Annotated in this window: 21 protein-coding genes; 8 read left to right on the top strand and 13 right to left on the bottom strand. The window is 65.7% G+C overall.

Annotation, left to right across the window (positions count from 1 at the left end; genetic code table 11):
* The first annotated feature begins 124 nt into the window (after window positions 1-124).
* A complete protein-coding gene (locus JOE57_RS05905) occupies window positions 125-721 on the top strand; it encodes a hypothetical protein (protein WP_204916826.1) in 597 nt (198 codons plus the stop codon).
* Between the two features lie 27 nt (window positions 722-748).
* Window positions 749-967 (top strand): 2-oxo acid dehydrogenase subunit E2, encoded by a 219-nt coding sequence (locus JOE57_RS05910; RefSeq protein ID WP_239579230.1) that lies wholly within the window; start codon window positions 749-751, stop codon window positions 965-967.
* 370 nt (window positions 968-1,337) lie between these two features.
* Here JOE57_RS05910 and JOE57_RS05915 read toward each other — a convergent pair whose 3' ends face one another.
* The gene (locus JOE57_RS05915; RefSeq protein WP_204916827.1) at window positions 1,338-2,270 is read right to left on the bottom strand and encodes a diacylglycerol kinase family protein; all 933 of its coding nucleotides are present in this window, start codon (window positions 2,268-2,270) and stop codon (window positions 1,338-1,340) included.
* Window positions 2,271-2,592: 322 nt separating this feature from the next.
* On the opposite strand from JOE57_RS05915, the gene JOE57_RS05920 reads away from it, so the two are divergent.
* Complete coding sequence (locus JOE57_RS05920) at window positions 2,593-2,790, top strand: hypothetical protein (RefSeq protein WP_204916828.1); 198 nt, start codon at window positions 2,593-2,595, stop codon at window positions 2,788-2,790.
* An 877-nt stretch (window positions 2,791-3,667) separates the two neighbouring features.
* On the opposite strand, the gene JOE57_RS05925 is transcribed toward JOE57_RS05920, so the two are convergent.
* Window positions 3,668-4,126: an SRPBCC family protein gene (locus JOE57_RS05925; protein WP_204916829.1), complete on the bottom strand. Its 459-nt coding sequence runs from the start codon at window positions 4,124-4,126 to the stop codon at window positions 3,668-3,670.
* A gap of 151 nt (window positions 4,127-4,277) precedes the next feature.
* On the opposite strand from JOE57_RS05925, the gene JOE57_RS05930 reads away from it, so the two are divergent.
* On the top strand, window positions 4,278-4,847 hold the full coding sequence (locus tag JOE57_RS05930; protein ID WP_204916830.1) for a dihydrofolate reductase family protein: 570 nt from the start codon (window positions 4,278-4,280) through the stop codon (window positions 4,845-4,847).
* Between the two features lie 36 nt (window positions 4,848-4,883).
* Here JOE57_RS05930 and JOE57_RS05935 read toward each other — a convergent pair whose 3' ends face one another.
* On the bottom strand, window positions 4,884-6,458 hold the full coding sequence (locus JOE57_RS05935) for an acyltransferase family protein (RefSeq protein ID WP_338041184.1): 1,575 nt from the start codon (window positions 6,456-6,458) through the stop codon (window positions 4,884-4,886).
* Window positions 6,459-6,639: 181 nt separating this feature from the next.
* On the opposite strand from JOE57_RS05935, the gene JOE57_RS05940 reads away from it, so the two are divergent.
* Window positions 6,640-8,298, top strand: a complete 1,659-nt coding sequence (locus JOE57_RS05940; RefSeq protein ID WP_204916832.1) for an FAD-dependent oxidoreductase — start codon at window positions 6,640-6,642, stop codon at window positions 8,296-8,298.
* Window positions 8,298-9,698 (top strand): ATP-binding protein, encoded by a 1,401-nt coding sequence (locus JOE57_RS18930; protein WP_204916833.1) that lies wholly within the window; start codon window positions 8,298-8,300, stop codon window positions 9,696-9,698. Before JOE57_RS05940 ends, JOE57_RS18930 begins: the two co-directional genes overlap by 1 nt.
* A 28-nt stretch (window positions 9,699-9,726) precedes the next feature.
* Here JOE57_RS18930 and JOE57_RS05950 read toward each other — a convergent pair whose 3' ends face one another.
* Complete coding sequence (locus tag JOE57_RS05950; protein ID WP_204916834.1) at window positions 9,727-10,440, bottom strand: cupredoxin domain-containing protein; 714 nt, start codon at window positions 10,438-10,440, stop codon at window positions 9,727-9,729.
* Between the two features lie 123 nt (window positions 10,441-10,563).
* Window positions 10,564-12,219 (bottom strand): alpha-amylase family glycosyl hydrolase, encoded by a 1,656-nt coding sequence (locus tag JOE57_RS05955; protein WP_204916835.1) that lies wholly within the window; start codon window positions 12,217-12,219, stop codon window positions 10,564-10,566.
* Between the two features lie 268 nt (window positions 12,220-12,487).
* Between JOE57_RS05955 and JOE57_RS05960 the strand changes: the two genes are divergently transcribed.
* Complete coding sequence (locus tag JOE57_RS05960; protein WP_204916836.1) at window positions 12,488-12,817, top strand: hypothetical protein; 330 nt, start codon at window positions 12,488-12,490, stop codon at window positions 12,815-12,817.
* Window positions 12,818-12,850: 33 nt separating this feature from the next.
* Here the strand turns inward: JOE57_RS05960 and JOE57_RS05965 are convergent, their stop codons facing one another.
* Both JOE57_RS05965 and arsB read right to left on the bottom strand, forming a co-directional pair.
* Window positions 12,851-13,279, bottom strand: coding sequence for an arsenate reductase ArsC (locus JOE57_RS05965; RefSeq protein ID WP_204916837.1), 429 nt, complete (start codon window positions 13,277-13,279; stop codon window positions 12,851-12,853).
* Between the two features lie 2 nt (window positions 13,280-13,281).
* The gene (gene arsB / locus JOE57_RS05970; RefSeq protein ID WP_204916838.1) at window positions 13,282-14,421 is read right to left on the bottom strand and encodes an ACR3 family arsenite efflux transporter; all 1,140 of its coding nucleotides are present in this window, start codon (window positions 14,419-14,421) and stop codon (window positions 13,282-13,284) included.
* A 92-nt stretch (window positions 14,422-14,513) separates the two neighbouring features.
* Between arsB and JOE57_RS05975 the strand changes: the two genes are divergently transcribed.
* On the top strand, window positions 14,514-14,879 hold the full coding sequence (locus tag JOE57_RS05975) for an ArsR/SmtB family transcription factor (protein WP_338041185.1): 366 nt from the start codon (window positions 14,514-14,516) through the stop codon (window positions 14,877-14,879).
* On the opposite strand, the gene JOE57_RS05980 is transcribed toward JOE57_RS05975, so the two are convergent.
* From JOE57_RS05980 to JOE57_RS06005, 6 genes are all read right to left on the bottom strand, one after another.
* Window positions 14,876-15,619 (bottom strand): spermine/spermidine synthase domain-containing protein, encoded by a 744-nt coding sequence (locus JOE57_RS05980; protein WP_204916839.1) that lies wholly within the window; start codon window positions 15,617-15,619, stop codon window positions 14,876-14,878. The two genes, JOE57_RS05975 and JOE57_RS05980, sit on opposite strands and share 4 nt — an antisense overlap.
* A 40-nt stretch (window positions 15,620-15,659) precedes the next feature.
* Window positions 15,660-16,694 (bottom strand): ABC transporter ATP-binding protein, encoded by a 1,035-nt coding sequence (locus tag JOE57_RS05985; RefSeq protein ID WP_239578857.1) that lies wholly within the window; start codon window positions 16,692-16,694, stop codon window positions 15,660-15,662.
* Window positions 16,691-17,683: an ABC transporter ATP-binding protein gene (locus JOE57_RS05990; RefSeq protein ID WP_338041186.1), complete on the bottom strand. Its 993-nt coding sequence runs from the start codon at window positions 17,681-17,683 to the stop codon at window positions 16,691-16,693. Before JOE57_RS05990 ends, JOE57_RS05985 begins: the two co-directional genes overlap by 4 nt.
* Entirely contained in the window at window positions 17,661-18,641 is a 981-nt protein-coding gene (locus JOE57_RS05995) for an ABC transporter permease (protein WP_204916841.1), read from the bottom strand. Before JOE57_RS05995 ends, JOE57_RS05990 begins: the two co-directional genes overlap by 23 nt.
* A gap of 10 nt (window positions 18,642-18,651) precedes the next feature.
* Window positions 18,652-19,557, bottom strand: a complete 906-nt coding sequence (locus JOE57_RS06000; protein ID WP_239578858.1) for an ABC transporter permease — start codon at window positions 19,555-19,557, stop codon at window positions 18,652-18,654.
* A 159-nt stretch (window positions 19,558-19,716) separates the two neighbouring features.
* Window positions 19,717-21,372: an ABC transporter substrate-binding protein gene (locus JOE57_RS06005; protein WP_204916842.1), complete on the bottom strand. Its 1,656-nt coding sequence runs from the start codon at window positions 21,370-21,372 to the stop codon at window positions 19,717-19,719.
* Window positions 21,373-21,548: the final 176 nt, after the last annotated feature.

The following is a 21,548-nucleotide window of genomic DNA, read 5'->3' on the forward strand; positions in this document are numbered from 1 at the left end:
CCTAGGTGTCGGTCGCCGACAGCGACAGCGTGGTCGGTGACCAACTCAACCATTCCGGTCCACAGCCTCGGGCGGCGTGGCTTCGTCATTGTCCCGGGGTGACCTCAGCACGAGGAGGAGCCTCATGCCCAAACCTTCGCTCTCCTATCAGGTAACGGAACTTCCGCCTGCACGCCGCATCACGCATAACTATCTCGACCTGTACTGGTGGAAGCACAGCATCTACGCCCTGCTCGAGGTGGATGTGACCGACGTTCGACTGGCCATTGAGGACTACACGACAAGGACGGGTGACGCTCTGTCCTTCACCGGCTATCTGGCCTGCTGCCTTGCCCGGGCCGTGGATGAGGACAAGTCCGTCCAGGCGATGCCGAAGGGCCGCAAGCATCTGGTCGTCTTCGACGACGTGGACGTCTTCCTGCCCGTCGAGCGCAAGCTGGGAGAGACCACCGTTGCAGTCCCCTTGATCATCCGCGCAGCCAACCGCAAGTCGCTCCTGGACATTCACCGGGAGATTCGACAATTCCAGGCCCGGCCCCTCCCCCGGGGCGACGGCAAACCGTCGGCGTTTCAGGTCCTGATGTCGGCCCCCTGGCCGCTTCCCCGGCTGTTCGTCCGACTCATCCGTACGGCCAGCCGGCTCAACCCCACCCGGAGGGTGAACGCGGCCGGCACGGTAGGCGTGACAGCACTGGGGATGGCCGGTCGCGGCGGTGGCTAGGGTCTGGCGCCGGCGGGTCAGTCCCTGCTGCTCATCGTCGGAGGCATCGCTCGCAAACCTGCCGTGGTCGAGGACCGCGTTCAAGCGCGCGACCTGCTCAACCTGACGATTGCCTTCGACCACGACGTCGTGGACGGCGCTCCGGCGGCCCGCTTCATCACGAGGCTGGTTGAGCTCATCGAAGGCGGGACCGGCTTGGAGGAGGGGTCCCTGGAGTCGCCGGCCCCGTTCTCCGTCCGGGAATGAGCGCATCCATCCGGCTGGCAAGCCGGCCGGGCACTGATGGGCCCCGCCGCGCAGATCGGGCTCAGCGTCTGGCGACGGACTCACGCTCCTCGCCAGCTGGGCGGCCACCCTCGACCAGAGCGAATCAATCGAGCCGGACCAACGCGCTCTGAGCCTGTCGAAGAGCCCTTCGACAAGCTCAGGGAACGTAGCGAGCTCAAGCTCAGGGCACGGAATTCAGCCAACCAGAGCGAATCAATCGAGCCGAACCAACGCGCTCTGAGCTTGTCGAAGAGCCCTTCGACAGGCTCAGGGAACGTAGCGAACTCAAGCTCAGAGAACGTGGCGAACTCAATCTCAGGGAGCCTGACAAGGACCGGGAGCCGCAGGATCACTGCTGCTGTGAACCGACCTCGGGGATGCAGACAGTGAGAGCGCCGGGCTCGATCTCTGCGGTCAGCCTGGTGCAGTCGCCGACCACGTCGCCGTCGAGCTGATAGCTCTCAGTGCCGCGGATCGTGATCGAGACGACCTTTCCGGTGAGCTGGTCGACCTGGTCGTCCTTCTTGGGCCTGCGGGTCATCAGACGCAGAGCCAGCTTGAGCCAGTGCCGCACCTTGCGCGGGGACGCGATGTAGAGGTCAAGCTTCCCGTCGTCGGGCTTGGCGCCAGGGATGAGCGTGAGGTTCCCTCGGAGCTCGCCCACGTTGCCGATCACGCACAGCATGGCGTGTCGCTTGAACGGTCGGCCGTCATCCAGCTTGACTGTCAGCGAAACTGGGACTCGACCCAACGCCTTGCTGGCCGCCACGAAATAGGCGGCCGAGCCGACCTTGTCCTTCAGCCCCTCGTCGGTCTCGTCCATGATCATCGCATCGACCCCGAAACCTGCCATCACAGCGAAGCGCTCAGGTTCATGATCATCGACAGTGATCCGGACGAGGTCGATGACGCGGGTCTGGTCGCCGATGGCTGCCTCAATGGCGGCCTCCTCATCCATCGGCAGGTCAAGGTTTCGCGCGAGCAGGTTCCCGGTGCCGGCCGGGATCAGTCCCATCGGAATGTCCGTACCCGCCAAGCCGTCCGCGACGATGCGGATAGTGCCGTCACCTCCGGCACCGATGACTCGATCCACGCGTTCGTCGACTGCCTGTCGCGTCATGGCTCGTCCCGGATCCTCGGCAGTGGTCTCCAGCCACAGCGTGTCCACCCATCCGTCACGCTGCAGAGCCTTCGTCATCCGCTCACGGAACTGGTCGCTGATCTTGGTCGGGTTGAAGACGACCGCACACCGGCGGCCCTCAGATGCTGACACTTCACTCACGGCGAGCAACTCCTACAGTGGGATATGGACCGCCCCACGCTCGACCCTCTCGGGTGCAGCGCGTGGATCGGCGAGAGGTCAAGCGTCGCTACGTCCCTCCTTGCCGGACTCTGCCAGACCGAGGCTGATTATGTACCCGAAGAAGGCGGCAGCAACAATCAGCCACGCCTGCCGGTGCCGCGGTCGAGATGTGGGGCCCAGCTTTGGTGTCTCACCACCCGTGGAGCACACTGGAGTCAGAGGTCCTTGGAAAGTGATGACCAGCTGCTCTGCCACGTCGGCGGAGCATGGCCAAGGCGTCAACCTTGTAGGATCGACGCAGATGGACATGAAGTGGATCAGACATGCGGACGGCTCGCTGCTGGCCCAGGGCGAGTTCGCTTCCGTGGCGGTAACGCCCTCGGATGGGGGCTATCTCGTGACCTCAGGAGGCGCCGACCAAGGGGCGGCCCACGCGACCCTGGAGTCGGCCCAGGTGGCCGCATTGCACTGGCTGGCCGTGCTTGACCATCGGCAATGACCAACCAAGAGCCGTCTCAGGAAAGCCTGGCTATCCGTTTTCTTCGCCGAGCACTTCCCGCACCGGCTCACCATCACCGGCCAGACCACCTGGAGGATGCGCCCTACTGCGGTGTCTGAGTGGGCCCGGCCCCGGTGGCGTCCTTATCTATCAAGGCAAGCCAGACCTCGCCCCTCTCCTTGGCTGCATCCACCGAACCGTGCAACTGCGTGAACATCGCAGTGCCAGCCGAAACGACCCAGTAGTCGTCCTCCGCTCGGATCTGCACGCACCCCGTCTCGCCACATGCCTGGAGTGTCCCGTCAGGAAGCTCAACCCACTCGCACATACTGTCCTCCTTGACGTCCGCGATACCTGGCAAGATACCAACCGAGACATCGGTTTCACCAGTTCAGGACAGCTGTCACGCAGACTCGGCTGAAGCATCATGCGGTTGGCCCGAACTCGCGCTCGAGCACCTCCAACCACTCTTCAGCGCACTCCTTCGCCGCGTCCAGTGAGCCATGGGTCTTGCCTCGCATGGCTCCTCCCGAGGCCACGACATAGCTCTCGCCCACAGGCCTCACCTCGACCGAGGCGAATTCCCCCCTCGCCACCAGTGAGCCGTCGTCTCGTTGTTCCCATTCCACGTCCATTTCGGTGTCCCCTCGCAGAGGGACACGTCTCCGGGCTTTCCCGCACAGGTCTCATACGGATTGACCTGGGGCCGCGCCCCAAAATGGTCAGCCATACGTTGCTATTGGCATTCTTACCCGCAAGCGCCTGAAACCCAAGTGCCGGTGCAAGAAATCGACCATTCGTTGATGATTGAAACTTCATTCGTGCGCGCACACGCCACCTCACCGGACGCGACTGGTCGAATTCTTGCAAGGCCCGCCTAGGCACGGATGGTCATGAGCCGCTCAAGCTTCTCGAAAGCGTCAGTCCACCCCTCACGGTGCAGCGCAAGACGCGCCTCGGTTCGGAAGGGGCCCTGAGTCAGTGCCACCTCGGTCGCGCCGCCGCCGACCACCGCGCGTAGCACCAGGGTGACCAGGGTTTCGACGTCATCAACATCAGGATCCTCCCAGGCAAAGGTATAGGACAACTTGAGAGGTCGAAGGACTTCGCGTAGCTCACCGCCGAGAAAGAAGGGACCACCCGACGGCGGTTGCATCTCGATTCGATATCTGGCACCGACGCGGGCGTTGAAAGTGAGGTTCGGGATGCTGAATCCCACCGGACCCCACCATCTGGCCAACCATTCCGCCTCGCTGAGCGCCTCGAAGACTTCCGAGGCAGCCGCCGGGAACACGTGTCCCATCTCCAGCCTGAGATCGCCCGGACGATTCTCCATATCTTCAGCCTAGACCGATGCGCTCACCTGAATCCCGGATTGCAGCTGCCCCGACAATGTGACGAAGACAGTGCACCCATACGAGGTTGTGGCGTATCGTCGCCAGCACAGCAGGTGGCTGAAGCCACCCGAGTGTGTGTGAAGGATCGCGATGCGGAAGATCATCTTGATGATGTCGGTGTCCCTCGACGGGTTCATCGAGGGGCCGGCGCGCCAGATCGACTGGCACCGGGTCGATGAGGAGCTGCACAGCCACTTCAACGAACAGCTCAGTTCGATGGGCGCCTTCATCGACGGTCGTGTCACCTATGAGCTGATGGCCGGATTCTGGCCGACCGCTGACGCCGACCCGTCGAGCCCGCCGGTGATGGCGGAGTTCGCCCGCATCTGGCGCGACATGCCCAAGATCGTCTTCTCCCGCACCCTGGAGCGGGCCGACTGGAACACGACGATCCGGCGCAACCTCGACGTCGAAGAGATGCGGCGGCTCAAGGCGACGCCGGGCGGAGATCTGGTGATCGGAGGTGCCGACCTGGCGGCATCATTCATGCAACACGACCTGATCGACGAATACCGCATCTACATCCACCCGGTCGTCATCGGAGGCGGCAAGCCTCTGTTTCCCTCGTCGGGTGCCCGTATCACCCTCAGCCTTGCTGAGACCCGGACCTTCGGCAATGGTGTCGTTCTCCTTCGCTACGAGTCCGCCACCGGACGCTGACCGACTTCTCGCGTCGTCGAGCGCCGCTGGTTCTGGTCAGAGGATGCGAGAGACTCCCGGCAGCCGTACCAACGCGGCACCAAGGGCAAAGGAGAACACCAGGCCCAGGACGCTGACGGTGAGAAACTTGAGCTCCGGCGGCCACGGCAGCCGCCGGCTCAGCACCACCAATCCGACCAGCACGAGCTGGTGCACCAGGAAGGTGGCATAGGCCGCCCGGCTCAACTGCCGAGCGAAGGCACCCTGGTCATTGAACCGTCGGCGAAAAAGATCCAAGAACCAGAGGGACACCGTGACCACGATCACCCCCTCGATGATGGCGAGCACGAGCGACTGCCAGGTCCCGTGACCGGTGAACACCTCGAGGTCCATTCCCAGACCCACGGCGCCTCCGACAACGCCGACACAGGCCGCCATCGCCATCCACGCCACCAACCGGATGATCTTCGCCATGCGCGGCTCCATCGGCAGAAACCAGCCACGTTCGCGCCCGATCACACCGAGGATGAAGCCGACCACCCAGCCCGGAGCCTGCGAGACGGCCAGATGCCAGCGCTCCTCGCCGAAGGGCACCACCAGGCGCATCAGGAACGAGGAGGCAGCGACGAGGGCGGCCGCTACCGCCAGCTCCAGGACCCGTAGCGGCACGGTGACGACGTTGCCCGGCCATCTCGAGCGGATAGCCGCATATCCGAGAGACAGCAGCAGCAGCACGCCCAGGAACCAGGTCGGTCCTGGGGGCGGCGGCAGCTGCCACCAGACCGTGGGCACGAACGCCCAGAATCCCTTGGTCCAGCCCGCATTGTCGGTGTCGAAGTACTCGATCGGTGGACTCAGTAGGAGGGCGAACAGGACCGACGGCAGGAGCAGTCGCAGCGTCCGCTCCTTCGCGAACGTGCGGAAACCCTTGCGCCGGAGCGAACCAGGAGTGAACATTCCAGCAACCAGGAAGAACAACGGCATGCCGAACAGCACCCCGACGACGGAAAGCATGATCAACAGCGACAAGAGCGGTTCACGGACGGGTGGCTCGCTCAGGACCCAGGTTCCCAATCCGACCCAGGCCATGATCACATGGGCGAGGATCACACCTGCCACCAGCGCCACCTTCAGGTTGTCTGCGAAGACCAACCGAGGCGTGGGCCAGGACCCTACACCGGTCGCGGCTGCCGTCCCGGCAGCGCTGCCTTCACCTGGGTTCCTTCGGCGGGTTCCTCCCGATCCAGTCATCGCGAACCTCCTGCTCCCAGTGGAGGTGGCGGCCGGACAGACGAACAGAGGCAAAAGTCCTAGGGCGTGAGGGTTTGAGTCCTCCAATGCCCACTCCCCCACCGACCAGGCAGGCTGGCTGGTGATCGCCACCGGAGCGACATCCGATCCGCGATCGTCAGGGGCATCTCGGTTGTGGTGTCGTAGGCATCGATGACGGACCTCAGTTCTGAGCGCCCGTCCGCTGCTGGCAATCCGTTGCCCGGCTCGAGAAGCCAGAAGTACGCGGTCAGGGCGAGATCGTCGATTCTCGGCCATGAAGCCGACGTCAGCAGGACGACCACAGTGAGGCGACCTCATCCACCTGAGCTGCTTTCGGGCTGGGGCCCTCTTCATGATCATCGGGGCTCATCGAGTGGAAGGTCTACCGTGAGATGGACGGGCAGCACGCTCGCCTCAGCCGCGCGCCGGATGCTTTGACTTCTGTCCCCGACGTGAGCGAACCGCTATGCTGGGCCGGGTCGGCTTCGTCATCCTCCGGGCTCCGCCTCGGTCGGGCAGGCGGCCGCTCGAGGGGTGATCTATGGGCAAGCCCACCATCCTGACCGTGGACGACGATCCACTGGTCTCTGCGGCGATCTCGCGTGACCTGCGCAGCCGCTACGCGGCCGACTACCGGATCGTGCGGGCGACCTCGGGAGCTCAGGCCCTGGCGGTGCTGGCCAAGCTCGCACTGCGCAACCAGCCGGTGGCCCTCATCGCCTCCGACCAGCGGATGCCGGGAATGACAGGCATCGAGATGCTCGAGCAGGCGCGCGCCCATGCGCCGAACGCGAAATGCCTGCTGCTGACCGCCTACGCCGACACCGATGTCGCCATCAAGGCGATCAACGACATCGGGCTCGACTACTACCTGCTCAAGCCGTGGGATCCTCCGGAGGAGCGGCTCTATCCGGTCATTGACGACCTGCTTGGCGACTGGCGACAGGCCAACCCGGACCACACGTCCGACGTCCAGGTGGTGGGCAACCGCTGGTCCGACCGCAGCCACGACATCAAGACGTTCCTCGCCCGCAACCACGTCCCCTACCGCTGGTACGACGTCGAGCGGGATGCCGAGGCGCACCGGTTGAGAGCCCTGGCGGAGGCAACCGAAGCCGACCTGCCGCTGGTCCTCGTGCCCGAGGGTGACGCGCTGCGCGCGCCGTCGACACTCGAGCTCGCTGCGGCCCTCGGGCTGCGTACGCGTGCCGAACAACCGCTGTACGACGTGTGCATCGTCGGTGGCGGCCCGGCCGGACTGGCCGCCGCTGTGTACGCCGCGTCGGAAGGCCTGAGTACCGTCATCGTGGAGCGTGAGGCACCCGGCGGACAGGCGGGCCAGAGCGCAGCGATCGAGAACTACCTGGGATTTCCCAAGGGCCTGACCGGTTCAGACCTGACTCAGCGCGCCGTCGCTCAGGCGTCTCGGTTCGGCGCCGAGATGGTGCTGGCGCAAACCGTCGTCGGCTTCGAGACCCGCGGCCCCGTGCACGCGGTTCTGGTCGATGGCCCCGGCGAGATCGAGGCGCGGGCGGTCATCGTCGCCACCGGTGTCTCCTATCGGAGCCTGGGTGCTAAAGGGCTCGGTGAGCTGACCGGTCGCGGTGTGTACTACGGCGCCACTGCCAGCGAGGCGAGCCAGTGCCAGGGCGACGACGTCTACGTCGTCGGCGCAGCCAACTCGGCCGGGCAGGCCGCTCTCAACCTGGCCCGCTACGCCAAACGGTTGGTCCTGGTGGTGCGCGCAGCTTCGCTCGAAGCCACGATGTCGCGCTACCTGGTGGAGCGCATCCGCTCCGCAGCCAACATCGAGGTGCGGTATCGCAGCGAGGTCGTGGCCTGCGGTGGGGTGGGCCACCTGGAGACCCTCACACTGGCCAACCGGGACACCGGTGTCGAAGATCAGGTGCCCTCGAGCTGGCTGTTCGTCTTCATCGGAGCCTCCCCCCGGACCGAGTGGCTGGGACCCGACATCGTCCGCGACGACAAGGGCTTCGTCGTCACCGGTCAGGATCTGCTCAACGCGGCCCAGGCCCACCCCTGGGGGCTGTCGCGGGCCCCCTTCGCTCTCGAGACGAGCGTGCCCGGGGTCTTTGCCGCCGGCGACGTCCGTCTCGACTCCATGAAGCGGGTCGCCTCGGCCGTCGGTGAGGGCGCGATGGCGGTCTACCTCGTCCACCGTTACCTGGCGACCGTCTGATGCGGGTCGACGAACTCCGCCGGCTCAGCCTCTTCAGCGGTCTGACCGATGACCAGATCACCGAGTTGCTCGCTGCCGGCAGCGAGGTGCCCATCGTGCCCGGCGTCGACCTGTTCCACGAGGGTGATCATGCGGACTTCTGGTGGGTGCTGGTGGACGGTGCCATCGACCTCATCCGCCATGTCGGACGCGAGGACAACGTGGTCGGCAAGATGGATGTCCCCGGTCGCTGGGCCGGCGGGTTCAGAGCCTGGGACGATCACGGCGTCTATCTCGCGACGGGCCGAGGGGTTGCTCCCGGGCGGGTGTTGCAGGTTCCGTCCGTGGCGCTGCGGGAGAAGTCGACCGCCTGGTTCCCGTTCGGGGCGCACCTGGTCGAAGGGCTGTACGGGACCGCCCGCACGATCGAGTCGACGGTGCGGCAGCGGGAGTCGCTCGTCACCCTGGGAACGCTCGCGGCCGGCCTGGCGCATGAGATCAACAACCCGGCAGCAGCCGCCACCCGAGCGGTCGACACCCTTGAGCAGGCCTGCCAGACCCTGCTCGCGTCGCTGGGTCGCCTGGCCCAGGGCGAGATCTCGGCCCTGCAGTTCACGGCCCTCGACGCCCTGCGCCGCGAGCTGGAGCCTCCGGCGACGGTCCTCGATCCGTTGGCCACGGCCGATATCGAGGACGAGCTGTCCTCCTGGCTTGCCAGCCACGGAGTCGACCGGGACTGGATGATCGCTCCAACATTCGCCGCTTCCGGGGTCGATCTCGCGTGGTGCGAGCGGGCCGCCAGCGTGCTCCACGGCGCAGCCCTCGAGCCCGGGCTGGAATGGGTGGCGAGCACGTTGGCCGTGGCCACCCTGATCTCGGAGGTGAAGGAGTCGACCCGGCGCGTCTCCGAGCTGGTCGCGGCGGTCCGGTCCTATTCGCAGCTGGACCGCGCCTCCATGCAGCACATCCAGGTCACCGACGGAATCGAGAGCACTCTGGTGATGTTGAGCCACAAGCTCCGCAACCAGATCACCGTGGTCCGCGACTTCGACTCCCACCTTCCGCGGATCGACGCCTACGCCGGCGAGCTCAACCAGGTGTGGACCAACGTGATCGACAACGCTGTCGACGCCATGGAAGGGGGCGGCACGCTGCGGATCTCGACCCGCGCCGAGGGCAAGGACGTCGTGGTCGAGATCACAGACACCGGGCATGGCCTGCCGGCCCAGGTCGCGGCCCGCGCGTTCGAGGCGTTTTACACCACGAAAGAGGTCGGCAAGGGGACCGGTCTCGGCCTGGACATCGCCCGCCGCATCGTAGTGGAGCGCCACGGTGGAACGATCGACATCGACTCACGACCGGGCGAGACGGTGGTGCGGGTCTGCCTACCGCTAGGACGGTCCGAGGCATCAGAAGTCTGAGAACGGTTGACGCTCGCCGAGACTCAAACTAGCTGCCAACCACCACAGTGAAGGTCTCGGCAGCAGACTCCTTGCCGTCAGCGAAGACCTTGACCTGATAGCTGCCCTCGTCGGCCAGCTCGGCGATGAACTCCGCGTCGGCACCGGCCGCCGCCTCCGCCTCGCCGACCTGCTTGCCGTCGGCGTCGAGCAGCCGGAGGTAGAACTCAGTCGCGGCCTCGTTCTCCAGCTTGAACTCGATCTTCTCCCCCGCCGTCGCCTTCAGGTCGGTGGGCGGGACCGCTCGGCCGTCCTTGCCCACCTTGAACTCCAGCTCACGGTCATAGCTCTCCTTGGCCTGGCTGGACGAACCACCGGCACCGGTCACCGTGACCTTGGTACGGATGCCGTCGCCGGCCATCCCGGGCTTGCAGGCGACCTCGTACTCTCCGGCTGTGAGGTTCACGTCGAACGACTGTGAGGTTCCGGGGCCGATGTTCTCCTTCTCGCCCATGATCTTGGTGAACTCGTCACCATCCTTGCCGTACACGTAGACCTCGGTGACGTTCGAGCCGACGTTCTGCACCTCGAAGGTCGTAGGTCCGGCGGGGATGCTGGTCTGCGACACCTCGCAGGAACTGTCCCCGGCCTTCACCTCGTAGGTCGTCCCGCCGGCGGCGGTGGTGGTGTCGTTGCCGCAGGCGTAGAGAGAGCCGAGCAGAGCCAGTCCGGCCACGGCGCTCAGCGGTCGAAGGAGATTCATCAGGGCTGGCCTTCCAGAGGTGCGAGTGGCGCCGAGACACGCTCGGCGACGGTTTATTAGGCGAGCCTTACCTTAAGCATGCCCCTTGCCGATGCGCAACTCCGGGCCGTCCAGCGACGTGCGTCAGCCCAGATCGCTCCTTGAGAGCCTGATCCAGCGGTACCCCCAGCCGTGCAGTTCCAGACCGGTCAGTCTTCGCGTCGGCTTGTCGTAGGGGCCGTCGACCAACAGGTCGTACGGCGCCTCTAGCGCGCCCTTCAACGGACCGATGTCGACCGTCACCGGCGTATCGGCCAGGTTATGCAGCAGCAGGATGGAGCCGGAGGGCGCATCGAACCGGTGCGCCAGCACCGAGCGTGGCAGAGGGACGTCGAGAATCGACGCCGTGCCGGTCCCGATCTCCGGGGCGCTTCGCAAGGTGTGCACCAGGTTCTCGAACCACCGCAGCAACGAGGTGGGGTCGCGATGCTGAGAGCGGACGTTCACCTTCCGCGCGCCGAACTTGCCACTCATCGCGACCGGCCGGGCGAGCAGCTCCTTCGCTGCCGACGAGAACCCGCCGTTGGGGCCGTCATCCCACTGCATCGGCGTACGGATGGCCTCGCGGCCGTCCAGGCTCAGGTCCTCCCCCATGCCGATCTCCTCCCCGTAGCGGATCACGGGCGTGCCGGGCAGCGAGAACTGCAGGGCGTAGGCGAGCTCGATCTGCCGGCGCTCACCGCGGAGCATCGGGGCCAGCCTGCGGCGGATGCCGCGACCGTACAGCCGCATGTCCGGTCGCGGAGCGAAGGCCCGAAAGACGTCGCCTCGTTGCTCGTCGGTGAGCCTGCTCAGATCCAGCTCGTCATGGTTGCGCAGGAAGGTGGCCCACTGGGCGCCGGCGGGCAGCCGGACCGCGGTCGTCAGCGCCTCGATCAGCGGCTCGGCGTCGGTGCGAGCCAGCGCCAGCCAGATCCTCGGGTTGAGCAGGAAGTCGAACATCATCTGCGCCCGGTCGCTCGGTCCGTCGGGCCGACTGCCGGTGAACGCACTTACGGCACTGGGCGCCACGTTGGCCTCGCACAGCAGGACCGAGTCACCCTTCTGCCACTGCGTCTCCTGTCGCCACGAGTCGATGATGGAGAAGTCCTGAGGCCCGGGGTCGACACCCGGGGAGACCTGTTCGATCACGAACGGGGCGGCGTCGATCCGGAACCCCGAGGCACCGAGCTGGAGCCAGAAGCCGATGATCTTGCCGATCTCCTTGCGCACCGCGGGATTCGACCAGTTGAGGTCGGGCTGGAAGTCATAGAAGCGGTGGAAGTACCAGGCGGCCGCCTGTTCGTCGAACGTCCAGGTCTCGGTCTGCTCCCCCGGGAACACCGTGCCTTGAAACCGATCCGGCGGCTCCTCAGCGCTCCAGACGTACCAGTCCCGGTAGGGCGAGCTCGGATCGCTGCGGGCCGATGCGAACCAGGCATGCTCATCGGAGGTGTGGTTGACGACGAGGTCGAGCAGGATCCGGATGCCACGTTCGCGGGCCCGACGGGTGAGCTCCGCGAAATCGCCGAGACTGCCCAGCTTGGGGTCGACCTCGTAGTAGTCGCTGACGTCGTAGCCGTTGTCACGTCCCGGGCTGGGGTGGATCGGGTTGAGCCAGAGGCAGGTGACACCGAGCCGCGCCAGGTAGTCCAGACGGCTGATCAGGCCACGGAGATCACCCCTGCCATCACCGTTGGAGTCCTGGAAGGAAGCCACCTCCAGGCAGTAGATCACCGCCTCCTGGTACCACTTGGTCACGGTCAACTCCTCGCTCGTCGTCTGATCACCCTCACGCCTGACCCTAGCGGGGGGTCGCGCCGAACGTCAGCAAAGAGACCGAATGACCCTTGCCGGCGGGACCTTGGACTCCTTCAACGACTCCTCCCGACACGACAGGGTGGAGACAGCGAAAAGAGCATCTGGTGTGTCAGAGTCTGGCCGCCCACCGAGCCGCCTTTTGCACTGATCGACCAGGAAGTGGAGTCTCGTGATGACCGGTTCACCTTCACCATCGGTGACCAGGCCGGTGAGCCCCCACAAGTTCCTGCCTCGGACCAGTGCCGGATGGGTGGTGGTGGCGCTGGCGGTCTTTGTTGTCGTCCCCTTGCCGATGGCACTGGGCATCAGTCTGCTGGCGAGACTGTGGTCGACGACCGGCCTGTCGGTCAGTGCGAACAACACGGTCGTCCGCAGCGGCGGCATGCTGATGCTGGCCTCGGCGATCGCCAGCGGGGTCGTCGGGTGGATCGTCATCGCCCGAGGCAGAGACCGCGCCCGACTCGTCTGGATCATGACCGTCACGACGACTGCATTCGCCCTTTTCCTCATCCTCGGTGAGGCCTTCTGGTGGGAGTAGGACAGATCCGGCGCGCCGGGGGTGGTCGGTGCGTCAGTGCTCCGGCGGCGCGCTCTCCTGGCTCGGGACGAGCTCGGTGATCAGCATCTCGATCCGGCGACGGATCTCGTCTCGGATGGGACGCACCGCTTCGACTCCCTTGCCGGCTGGGTCGTCGAGCTGCCAGTCCTCGTACCGCTTGCCGGGATAGAACGGACAGGTGTCACCGCAGCCCATGGTGACGACGACATCCGACTCGCGCACTGCCTGGTCGGTGAGGATCTTCGGTCGCTCCGCGGAGATGTCGATGCCCAGCTCGGCCATGGCCTGCACAGCCGCCGGGTTCACCTGATCAGCCGGCTCGGAGCCGGCCGAACGGACCTCGATCGCGCCACCGGACAGGTGGTGGAGAAAGGCCGCCGCCATTTGCGAGCGACCCGCGTTGTGGACGCAGACGAACAGCACGCTGGGACGATCCGACATGGTCAAACTCCTTGATCGGCAGCGGGTCGGACAGCAGGCGGGCCGCCAACTGGCGCGGGGTCTTCGGGAAAGAGATGTCGGCGTGCCCACAGGGCCACGTACACCAGGGCCACCAGAACCGGGACCTCGATCAGCGGCCCGACCACACCGGCCAACGCCTGACCTGAGGTGACGCCGAAAGTGCCGATCGCCACCGCGATGGCGAGCTCGAAGTTGTTGCCGGCAGCGGTGAACGCCAGGGTCGTCGCGCGCGGGTAGCCCAGCCGGAGGGCGCGGCCGGCGAGCAGGCTCAGGCTGAACACGACGATGAAGTAGACCAGCAGCGGCAGCGCGATCCGGGCGACGTTCCATGGCTCGGAGACGATGGTGTCGCCTTGCAGCGCGAACAGGATCACGATGGTGAACAGCAGGCCGTACAGTGCCCAGGGTCCGATTTTGGGCAGCAGCGTGTGCTCGTACCACTCGCGGCCCCTGGCGCGTTCGCCCAGGATGCGGGTCAGAAAGCCGGCCGCCAGCGGGATGCCCAGGAACACCAGCACGCTGGCCATGATGGCCCAGACCGAGAACTCCGCCGACGTCGTCGTCAGACCCAGCCAGGACGGCAGCACCTGCAGGTAGAACCAGCCCAGCGCGCCGAATGCCAGCACCTGGAAGACCGAGTTGATCGCCACGAGCACGGCGGCTGCCTCGCGGTCGCCGCAGGCGAGGTCGTTCCAGATCAGCACCATGGCGATGCAGCGTGCAAGACCGACGATGATCAGCCCGGTCCGATACTCCGGCAGATCCGGCAGGAAGAGCCACGCCAGCGCGAACATGAACGCCGGCGCGAGCACCCAGTTGATCAACAGCGAGGTGACCATCAATCGTCGGTCGGACACCACTCGACCGGTCTCGTTGTAGCGCACCTTGGCCAGCACCGGATACATCATCACCAGCAAGCCGACCGCGATCGGCAATGAGACGGAGCCGATCTTGACCGAGTTGAGCACGTCGGCAATCCCGGGCACCAGCCGGCCCAGCACGAGACCCAGGGCCATCGCTGCCAGGATCCACACCGGGAGCAACCGGTCGAGGGTCGACAACCGGGGCGCGGGGACGGCCCCGACCGTCTCGCCGGCTGGCGCCTGCGTCTGTGGGTTCACTCGACCCTCTCCCGGTCACATCGACAAGTTTCGATGAAGCGAGTATCCGCCAACCCATCGAAAAATGTCAATGCGAGGGTCATACTGGGCGCGTGACGGACACTTCGACCAGGCACCTTCCGCTCTTGGTGCCGGCCTGCGCGGCCGACGCCAAGGAGGGCCTCGACGCGCACGAGGCCCAACGTTACGCCCACGTCTTCAAGGCTCTGGGCGATCCAACCCGGCTGCGTCTGGTCACCATGGTCGCCGCCCACGAGAATCAGGAGGCCTGTGTCTGTGACCTGACAGAGCCCCTCGACCTCGGCCAGCCGACCGTCTCGCACCACCTCAAGATCCTCGTCGACGCCGGCATTCTGCGACGTGACAAGCGCGGCATCTGGTCCTACTACTCGATCGTTCCCGGAGCACTGCAGGCCGTCGGTGATCTCCTGCACACTCTCCCGGCAGCACCGGGCTAGGGACCCTCGGGGCCCAGACTGCCCAGGTCGCCGGTCGCACGCTTCGCCACGTAGACGGTGTTGGCGGACAGTCCATGCGTGAGCGGGTTGGCGAAGCTGACCACGTGAGCGTCGCGGACAGCGAAGACCTCGGCAAGGTTCGCGTTGAACCACTCATCAGGGGGGTCGTCCGACCACAGCGCGAACACACCGCCAGGGGCGAGATGGCGACTGAGCTGCCGGAGACCGCTGGTCGTGTAGAGGTCGGCGTGCGACGGGTGCAGCAGGTGCCGCGGGGAGTGGTCGATGTCCACCAGGATGGCGTCGAACCCGCCGACTGCCCCTGGCTCCGGGTCGCGCCGCATCAAGGCGAAGAAGTCCGCGTGGAGCAGACGGGTTCTCGGGTCGGACATCAAGGCGCCGGACACCGGCAACAGCCGGCGCTGGTGCCAGCTGATCACCGCCTCCAGCGCGTCAACCACAGTGACAGACCCAACGGAGGGATGCGCCAGGGCTGCCTGCGCCGTGTAACCCAGACCCAGTCCCCCCACGAGAACGGCCGCACCCTCCACGTCGACCTGCGCAAGCCCGAGGTGAGCGAGCTCGACCTCGGCGACGGTGAACAGGCTCGACATCAGAAACTCGTCACCGAGCTTGACCTCGTAGACCTCCACCTTCAGCGAGGGATCCAGCCGCCGCCGCAGGGTCAGGGTTCCCAACGACGTCTCCTGCCACGCCAGCTCCTCGAACCGTGCACTCACCCGGGCACCGCCGCTTCCCAGGAGACGCTCACGTCGTCACTCAGGCGCCGGCGGATACGCCGGCCTGCTGCGCCGCCACATGACAGGCGGCAGCGTGGCCGGGCTCGAGGTCGACCAGCTTCGGAGTCACCTGGTGGCAGACGTCGATCGCGAACGGGCACCGATCACGGAAACGGCATCCCGGCAGTGGGTCGACCACTTTCGGTGGCTCACCCGCGGCCAGCTCCGAGGTGACCGTCAGCGGGGACCGCGGATCGGGCACAGCAGCCACCAGCAGTTGGGTGTAAGGGTGACGCGGGTCGGCGAGCACCTTCTCGATCGGACCCGTCTCCACGATGTGGCCGGCGTACATCACGATCACCCGGTCAGCCACATAGCGGGCGCTGGCGATGTCATGGGTGATGTAGAGGAACGAGACGCCCTCCTCCTCCCGCAGCCGCGCCATCACGTTCAGCAGGCCGATGCGGATCGACACATCGAGCATCGACACCGGCTCGTCGGCGAGGATGACCTTGGGTCGATAGGCGAGCGCCTGGGCGAATCCGATCCGCTGCCGCTGGCCGCCGGAGAGCTCGTACGGGAACCGGTCCAGGACCTCGGCCGCCGGCGAGAGCCCCACCGCGGTGCAGACCCGCTCGGCTTCGGCCCGGCGCTGCTGCGCGCTCAGCTCCGGCCGGTGCAGGGTGAGGCCACGGAGGATGCCGTGTGACACCCGGTGCGCCGGGTTGAGCGAGCTGAAGGGGTCTTGGAACACCATCGGTACATCGCTGCGATAGCCCAGGTTCTGCTTGCGTCCGCGAAGGCTGCCCAGCGGCTGACCACGGTAGAGGATCTCCCCGCTGGTGGGCTGGTAGACCCGAGCCAGCAGCCGTGCGATCGTGCTCTTCCCGCTCCCGCTCTCACCGACCAGTGCAACGATCTCGCGGTCGTTGATCGAGAAGGAGGCGTCGTCGACCGCGTGCAGATGCTTCCGGGAACGCAGCCCGCCGACGCTGAAATGCCGCGTCAGTCCGCGTGCCTCCAGCAGCGGTGTCGCGGTCCGGCTCGTCGGCTCCACCGGGCTCGTTGAGGTCATGTGGCGCTCCTCACCGTTGCGTTCAGCTCGTCATCATGCAACAGACACCGCGCCTGCACGCCCTCGACGTCATACAGCGGCGGCGGCACGGTGAGGCAGGCCTCGAACGCCTTCGGGCAGCGAGGCTGGAACCGGCATCCCGCCGGTGGATGCGCCAGGTTCGGTGGGCTGCCAGGGATGCCGACCAGTTCCACCCGCGGTCCCCGGATCGAGGGGAAGGCATCGAGAAGCCCGCTGGTGTACGGGTGGGCCGGCTGGTCGAAGACCTGGCGGGTGTCGCCGAACTCGACGGTCTGGCCGGCATACATCACCATCAGCCGATCCGAGAAGTGGCTGACCAGGGACATGTCGTGGGTGACGAAGACGACGGCGAAACCCAGCTCAGCCTGCAGGTCCTTGATCTGCAACATCAGCGAGCGTTGGGCCACCACATCGAGGGCGGACGTAGGTTCGTCCATGATCACCAGATCCGGGGTGAAGAGCAGCGCCATCGCGATCATGGATCGCTGCCGCATCCCGCCGGACAGCTGGTGCGGATAGCTGGACAGGTGCACCTTGTCGATGCCCACCAGCCGCATCACGGTCTCCGACCGCTCCTTGATCTCCGCCGCCGACGTGTTGCCATGGGCGCGCATCACATCGCTGAACTGGGCGCCGATGCGCTTCACCGGGTTCAGCGCGTTCATGGCACTCTGCATCACCACCGACATGTTCCGCCAGCGGATCGGGGCGAGCTGGCGGTCGTTCATGACCACCAGGTTCTCGCCGCGGAAGCCGACCGAGCCACCGGTGATCCCGGCCGGCGGCGACAGCAGTTGGGCGATGGCGAACAGCAGGGTGGACTTGCCACAACCCGACTCACCCACGATCCCCACGAACTCTCCGGCGCGGACATCAAGATCGACCTTGTCGACCGCCCGGACGGGTGTGTGCCCGGTTGCGTACTCGACCGTCAGGTCGCGGACCTCAAGCAGCACGTCGTTTGACACGGACTCTCCTGACCGGTCGTAGGGCGGGGTTGCTGACCTCATCGAAGGCGTAGTTCAACAGCGCGAACGCCGCTCCCAACAGAGCGATGCACAACCCTGGTGCGATCACCCACCACTGCTGCCCCGTCTGCAGCGCCTCGGCGCTCTGCCCCCAGTGCAGCATGGTTCCCCAGCTGATTGACGACGGATCGCCGAGGCCGATGTACTGCAGCCCTGCCGCCGTCAGCACCGCATAGAGAGCCGCGCCGAGGAAGTTTGCGGTGATCAACGAGATCATGGTCGGCAACACCTCGAAGATGATGATGTAGGACTGCCTCTCGCCGCGCACTCTGGCAGCCACGAGAAAGTCGCGGTTGCGCAGCGACAGTGCCTGTGCCCTGAGCTGACGCGCACCGTAGGACCAGCCGGTGACCACGAGCACCGCAACCACGACCATGAACCCGCCACTGCCCGCGTAGGCCGCGATGACGATGATCAGCGGGAAGGTCGGCAGCACCAGGAAGACGTCGATCAGCAGGGACAGCACGTCGTCGGCGACACCGCCGAGATAGGCCGCAGACACCCCGATCACGACCGACAGCAGGCAGGCGCCCGCCCCAGCGATGACCGCTACCAGCAGAGACTGGCGCGTGCCCCAGACCAGCTGGGCCCAGATGTCCTGGCCGAAGGAGGTGGTGCCCAAGAGGTGGTGCACCGACGGGGACAGGCTGATGTCGAACGCCCGCTTGTTCGGGTCCCTCACCGAGGTGAAGAGCTGCGGGGCGATGGCCACGAGGGTGAAGATGGCCAGCAGGATCGTGCCGACCATCGCCTTCTTGTTGCCGCGGATCGCCCGGATGATCCCTGCGCCCGGCCGCGTGCGGCGTCCGCCACCCCCCTCGTCTGCCAGAACGGTCGGCTCGGCCAGAGTCTCCTCGCCTACCGCGCCTCCCGCACCTCCACTCGCGATCGCACTCATGGATTCCTCCTCAGTCTTGGGTCCGGGCGCGCGGGTCGAGCCACAACGTCAAGAAGTCACAGACCAGGACCGCCAGCAGCACGGCCACGGTGATCATGACGAACAGGGCTTGCATCAGGGGGAAGTCCTCGTTACTGACAGCACTCAGCAGCATGTACCCGACCCCGGGATAGTTGAACGTGAACTCCACCAGGATCGAGCCGCTCACGACGAACCCGAGTGACATCGCGAAGCCCGCCAGGTTGGGCAGGATCGCGTTGTGTGCGGCGTAGTCGTACATGATCCGCTGGTTGGAGAGCCCCTTCGCCCGACCCATCCGGACATAATCCTCGGCCAGCGTGGTCACCATGTTGTTCCGCATCGTCAGGATCCACCCGCCGATCGACACCACCAGGATCGTCAGCGCCGGCAACAAGGCGTGCTGCAGCACGGAGACGATGAACTCCATGTTCCACCCCGGAGTCAGGGCGGTGTCGTACCCGCCGTCGTTCGGCAGCGCTCCGTTGGTCCAGACCGAGAACACCAGGATGAACAGCATTCCGACCCAGAAGTAGGGCAGCGCCGAGGTGACCACGAACACCGGCGGCAGCATGCTGTCGACCAGACCGCCGCGTCGCCATCCGGCGACGATGCCGATCACCGTGCCCAGCACGAACGCCAGCAACGTCGTCAGGCCCACCAGCGCCAGTGTCCACGGCAACGCCTGCCGGACCACCGTGCTGACCTCGACCGGGAAGAAGGTCAGCGAGATCCCCCAATGCCCGGTCAGGGTGTTCTGCAGATAGTCGAGATACTGGCGGAAGGTGCTCTCCTGCGAGTCGATGCCGAAGGCCACCTCGAGCGCCTTCAGCGCCTCCGGGTTGATCCGACCCTTGAACCGCGACATCATCGCCTCGGCCGGGTTGCCCGGCATCATCCGCGGGATGAAGAAGTTCAGTGTCAGCGCCGCCCACAAGGTGATGGCGAAGAAGCCGAGCCTTCGAATGACGTACCTGATGGCAATCCCTCCTCAGGGCGCTTCTCTCGCGACTGGCACGCCCACGTCATCCGCGGGCGTGCCAGTCGTGTGATGGGGCTACTTCGGTTCGAGCCTGAGCAGAACCTGCTCAAGGTCCGGCAGGTTGTACGGAGCAGGCATGGCGTACGGGTCCTGCTCGGTCGGCCAGCCCTTGAAGTCCTTGGTGCTGTACTGATACCAGCTGACGGACTCGGTGGTGGGGATGAGCGGCACCTGGTCCAGCATCACCTGCTGCAGCTTGTTGATGATCTCCTTCTGCTGCGCCTCATCGGCTGCGCCGAACTGGTCGAACAGCGCATCCGTCTTCGGGTCGGTGTAGCGGCTGTAGTTGGACGTAGCGTTCGAGCCCAGCGGGGCGGTGTTCCCGCTGTACAGCAGGTTCCTCAGCTCGTAGTACGGCGAAGGCCCGCCAGTACCGGAGGAGTAGGCCAGGTCGAAGTCACCCTTGTAGATCTTCGTGTTGTAGGTCTGGCCGGCCAGGTCCTTGATCGTCATCTTGATGCCGAGCGGCTCGAGCTGCTGCTTGATCTCCTGCAGCGAGGCGTCCCAGTCGGTGAAGCCGCTGACCGTGATCACGTCCAGGTTGAGCGGCTTGGACGGCGAGTAGCCCTCCGAGGCCAGCAGCTGCTTGGCCTTGTCCGCATTGGGGACGTAGTTGGCCTTGTCCGCGGCCGCCTTGTTGTACCAGTCCTTGAAGGTCGGCAACACGATGCCGGTCTGGTTCGCCGGCGGCTGGTAGCCGCCCTCACCGATCTTCGACACGGCGGCCCGGTCGATCGCATAGGCGAAGGCCTGCCGGATCGCCAGCTTGCCGGTCACTGGGTGCTTCAGGTTGAACACGAGCGCCACATTCGAGCTGGGCGGGAACCAGTAGTGGTTGTTCTCCTTGTCTTTGGAGACGTAGTACTTGTCGATGCTCGGAATGAACTGGCCACCCCACTGGGCCTTGCCGGTGGCGAGGTCGAGGTTGGCCGGGCTGTTGTCGGTGTAGGCCGGGTAGTTGACCGTCTTCACCTTCGGCAGGCCGGACTGCCAGTAGTTCGGGTTCGCCTTGTAGGTGATGTTGGCGGGCTTGCACGGGTCGACCGTGTAGGGGCCGGTACCGACCGGAGCGGCGTCCTGGAACTGGACCGGGTCCTTCGCCGGATCACCGGTGGACCAGATGTGCTCCGGCACGATCGAGACCTGGTCGGCGAGGTAGTAGAAGTAGGGACCTGCCGCGCTCTTGAACTCGAAGGTCACCGTGTTGCCCTTGGCCGTGACCTTGGTCAGGATCTGCTTCCACAGTGCGTTGATGTCCAGCCCGGGAGACTTCTTGAGCAGGTTGAAGGTGAAGGCGACGTCGGCGGCCGTGAACGGCTTGCCATCACTCCACTTCACCCCGTCACGCACAGTGAAGGTCAGCGACTTCTTTCCGCTGCCCCACTTGTAGGACTCGGCCAGCATCGGGGTCTCGGCGGCATTCTTCAGGGTGTTGATGTAGACCAGCGGCTCGTAGACGAAACCGACCGTCACACCCTGGACAGCCGGGTTGAAGGGGTTGAAGCCACAGGTCCACTGCGAGCCCGACGTGTTGGCGATGGTGAGGGTGGTGTTCGCCTTGCCTGAGCCCCCACCCCCGTTGCCGGAACCTCCAGAGCCACAGGCTGCCAGCGCGAAGGCGAGCACCCCGAACATGAGCAGCGACAACGCGCCGGTCAACCGTTTCTTCACGAGTCAGCACACCTCTCACCGGGACTGCAACGGCCACCTGACCGCTGCATGGACGTCGCTTTGCCAGTGCGTCCAACCATCCGAAGGTATACCTCTCTGCCCCTCTGGTGATGGAGGTTCACATGATTGTTACCGAGAGAAATTCCCCGATTCGCGCAAGAACGCGCACTCGTCGG

The organism is Microlunatus panaciterrae (assembly GCF_016907535.1).
In the GTDB taxonomy this organism is placed as follows: Bacteria; Actinomycetota; Actinomycetes; order Propionibacteriales; family Propionibacteriaceae; genus Microlunatus; species Microlunatus panaciterrae.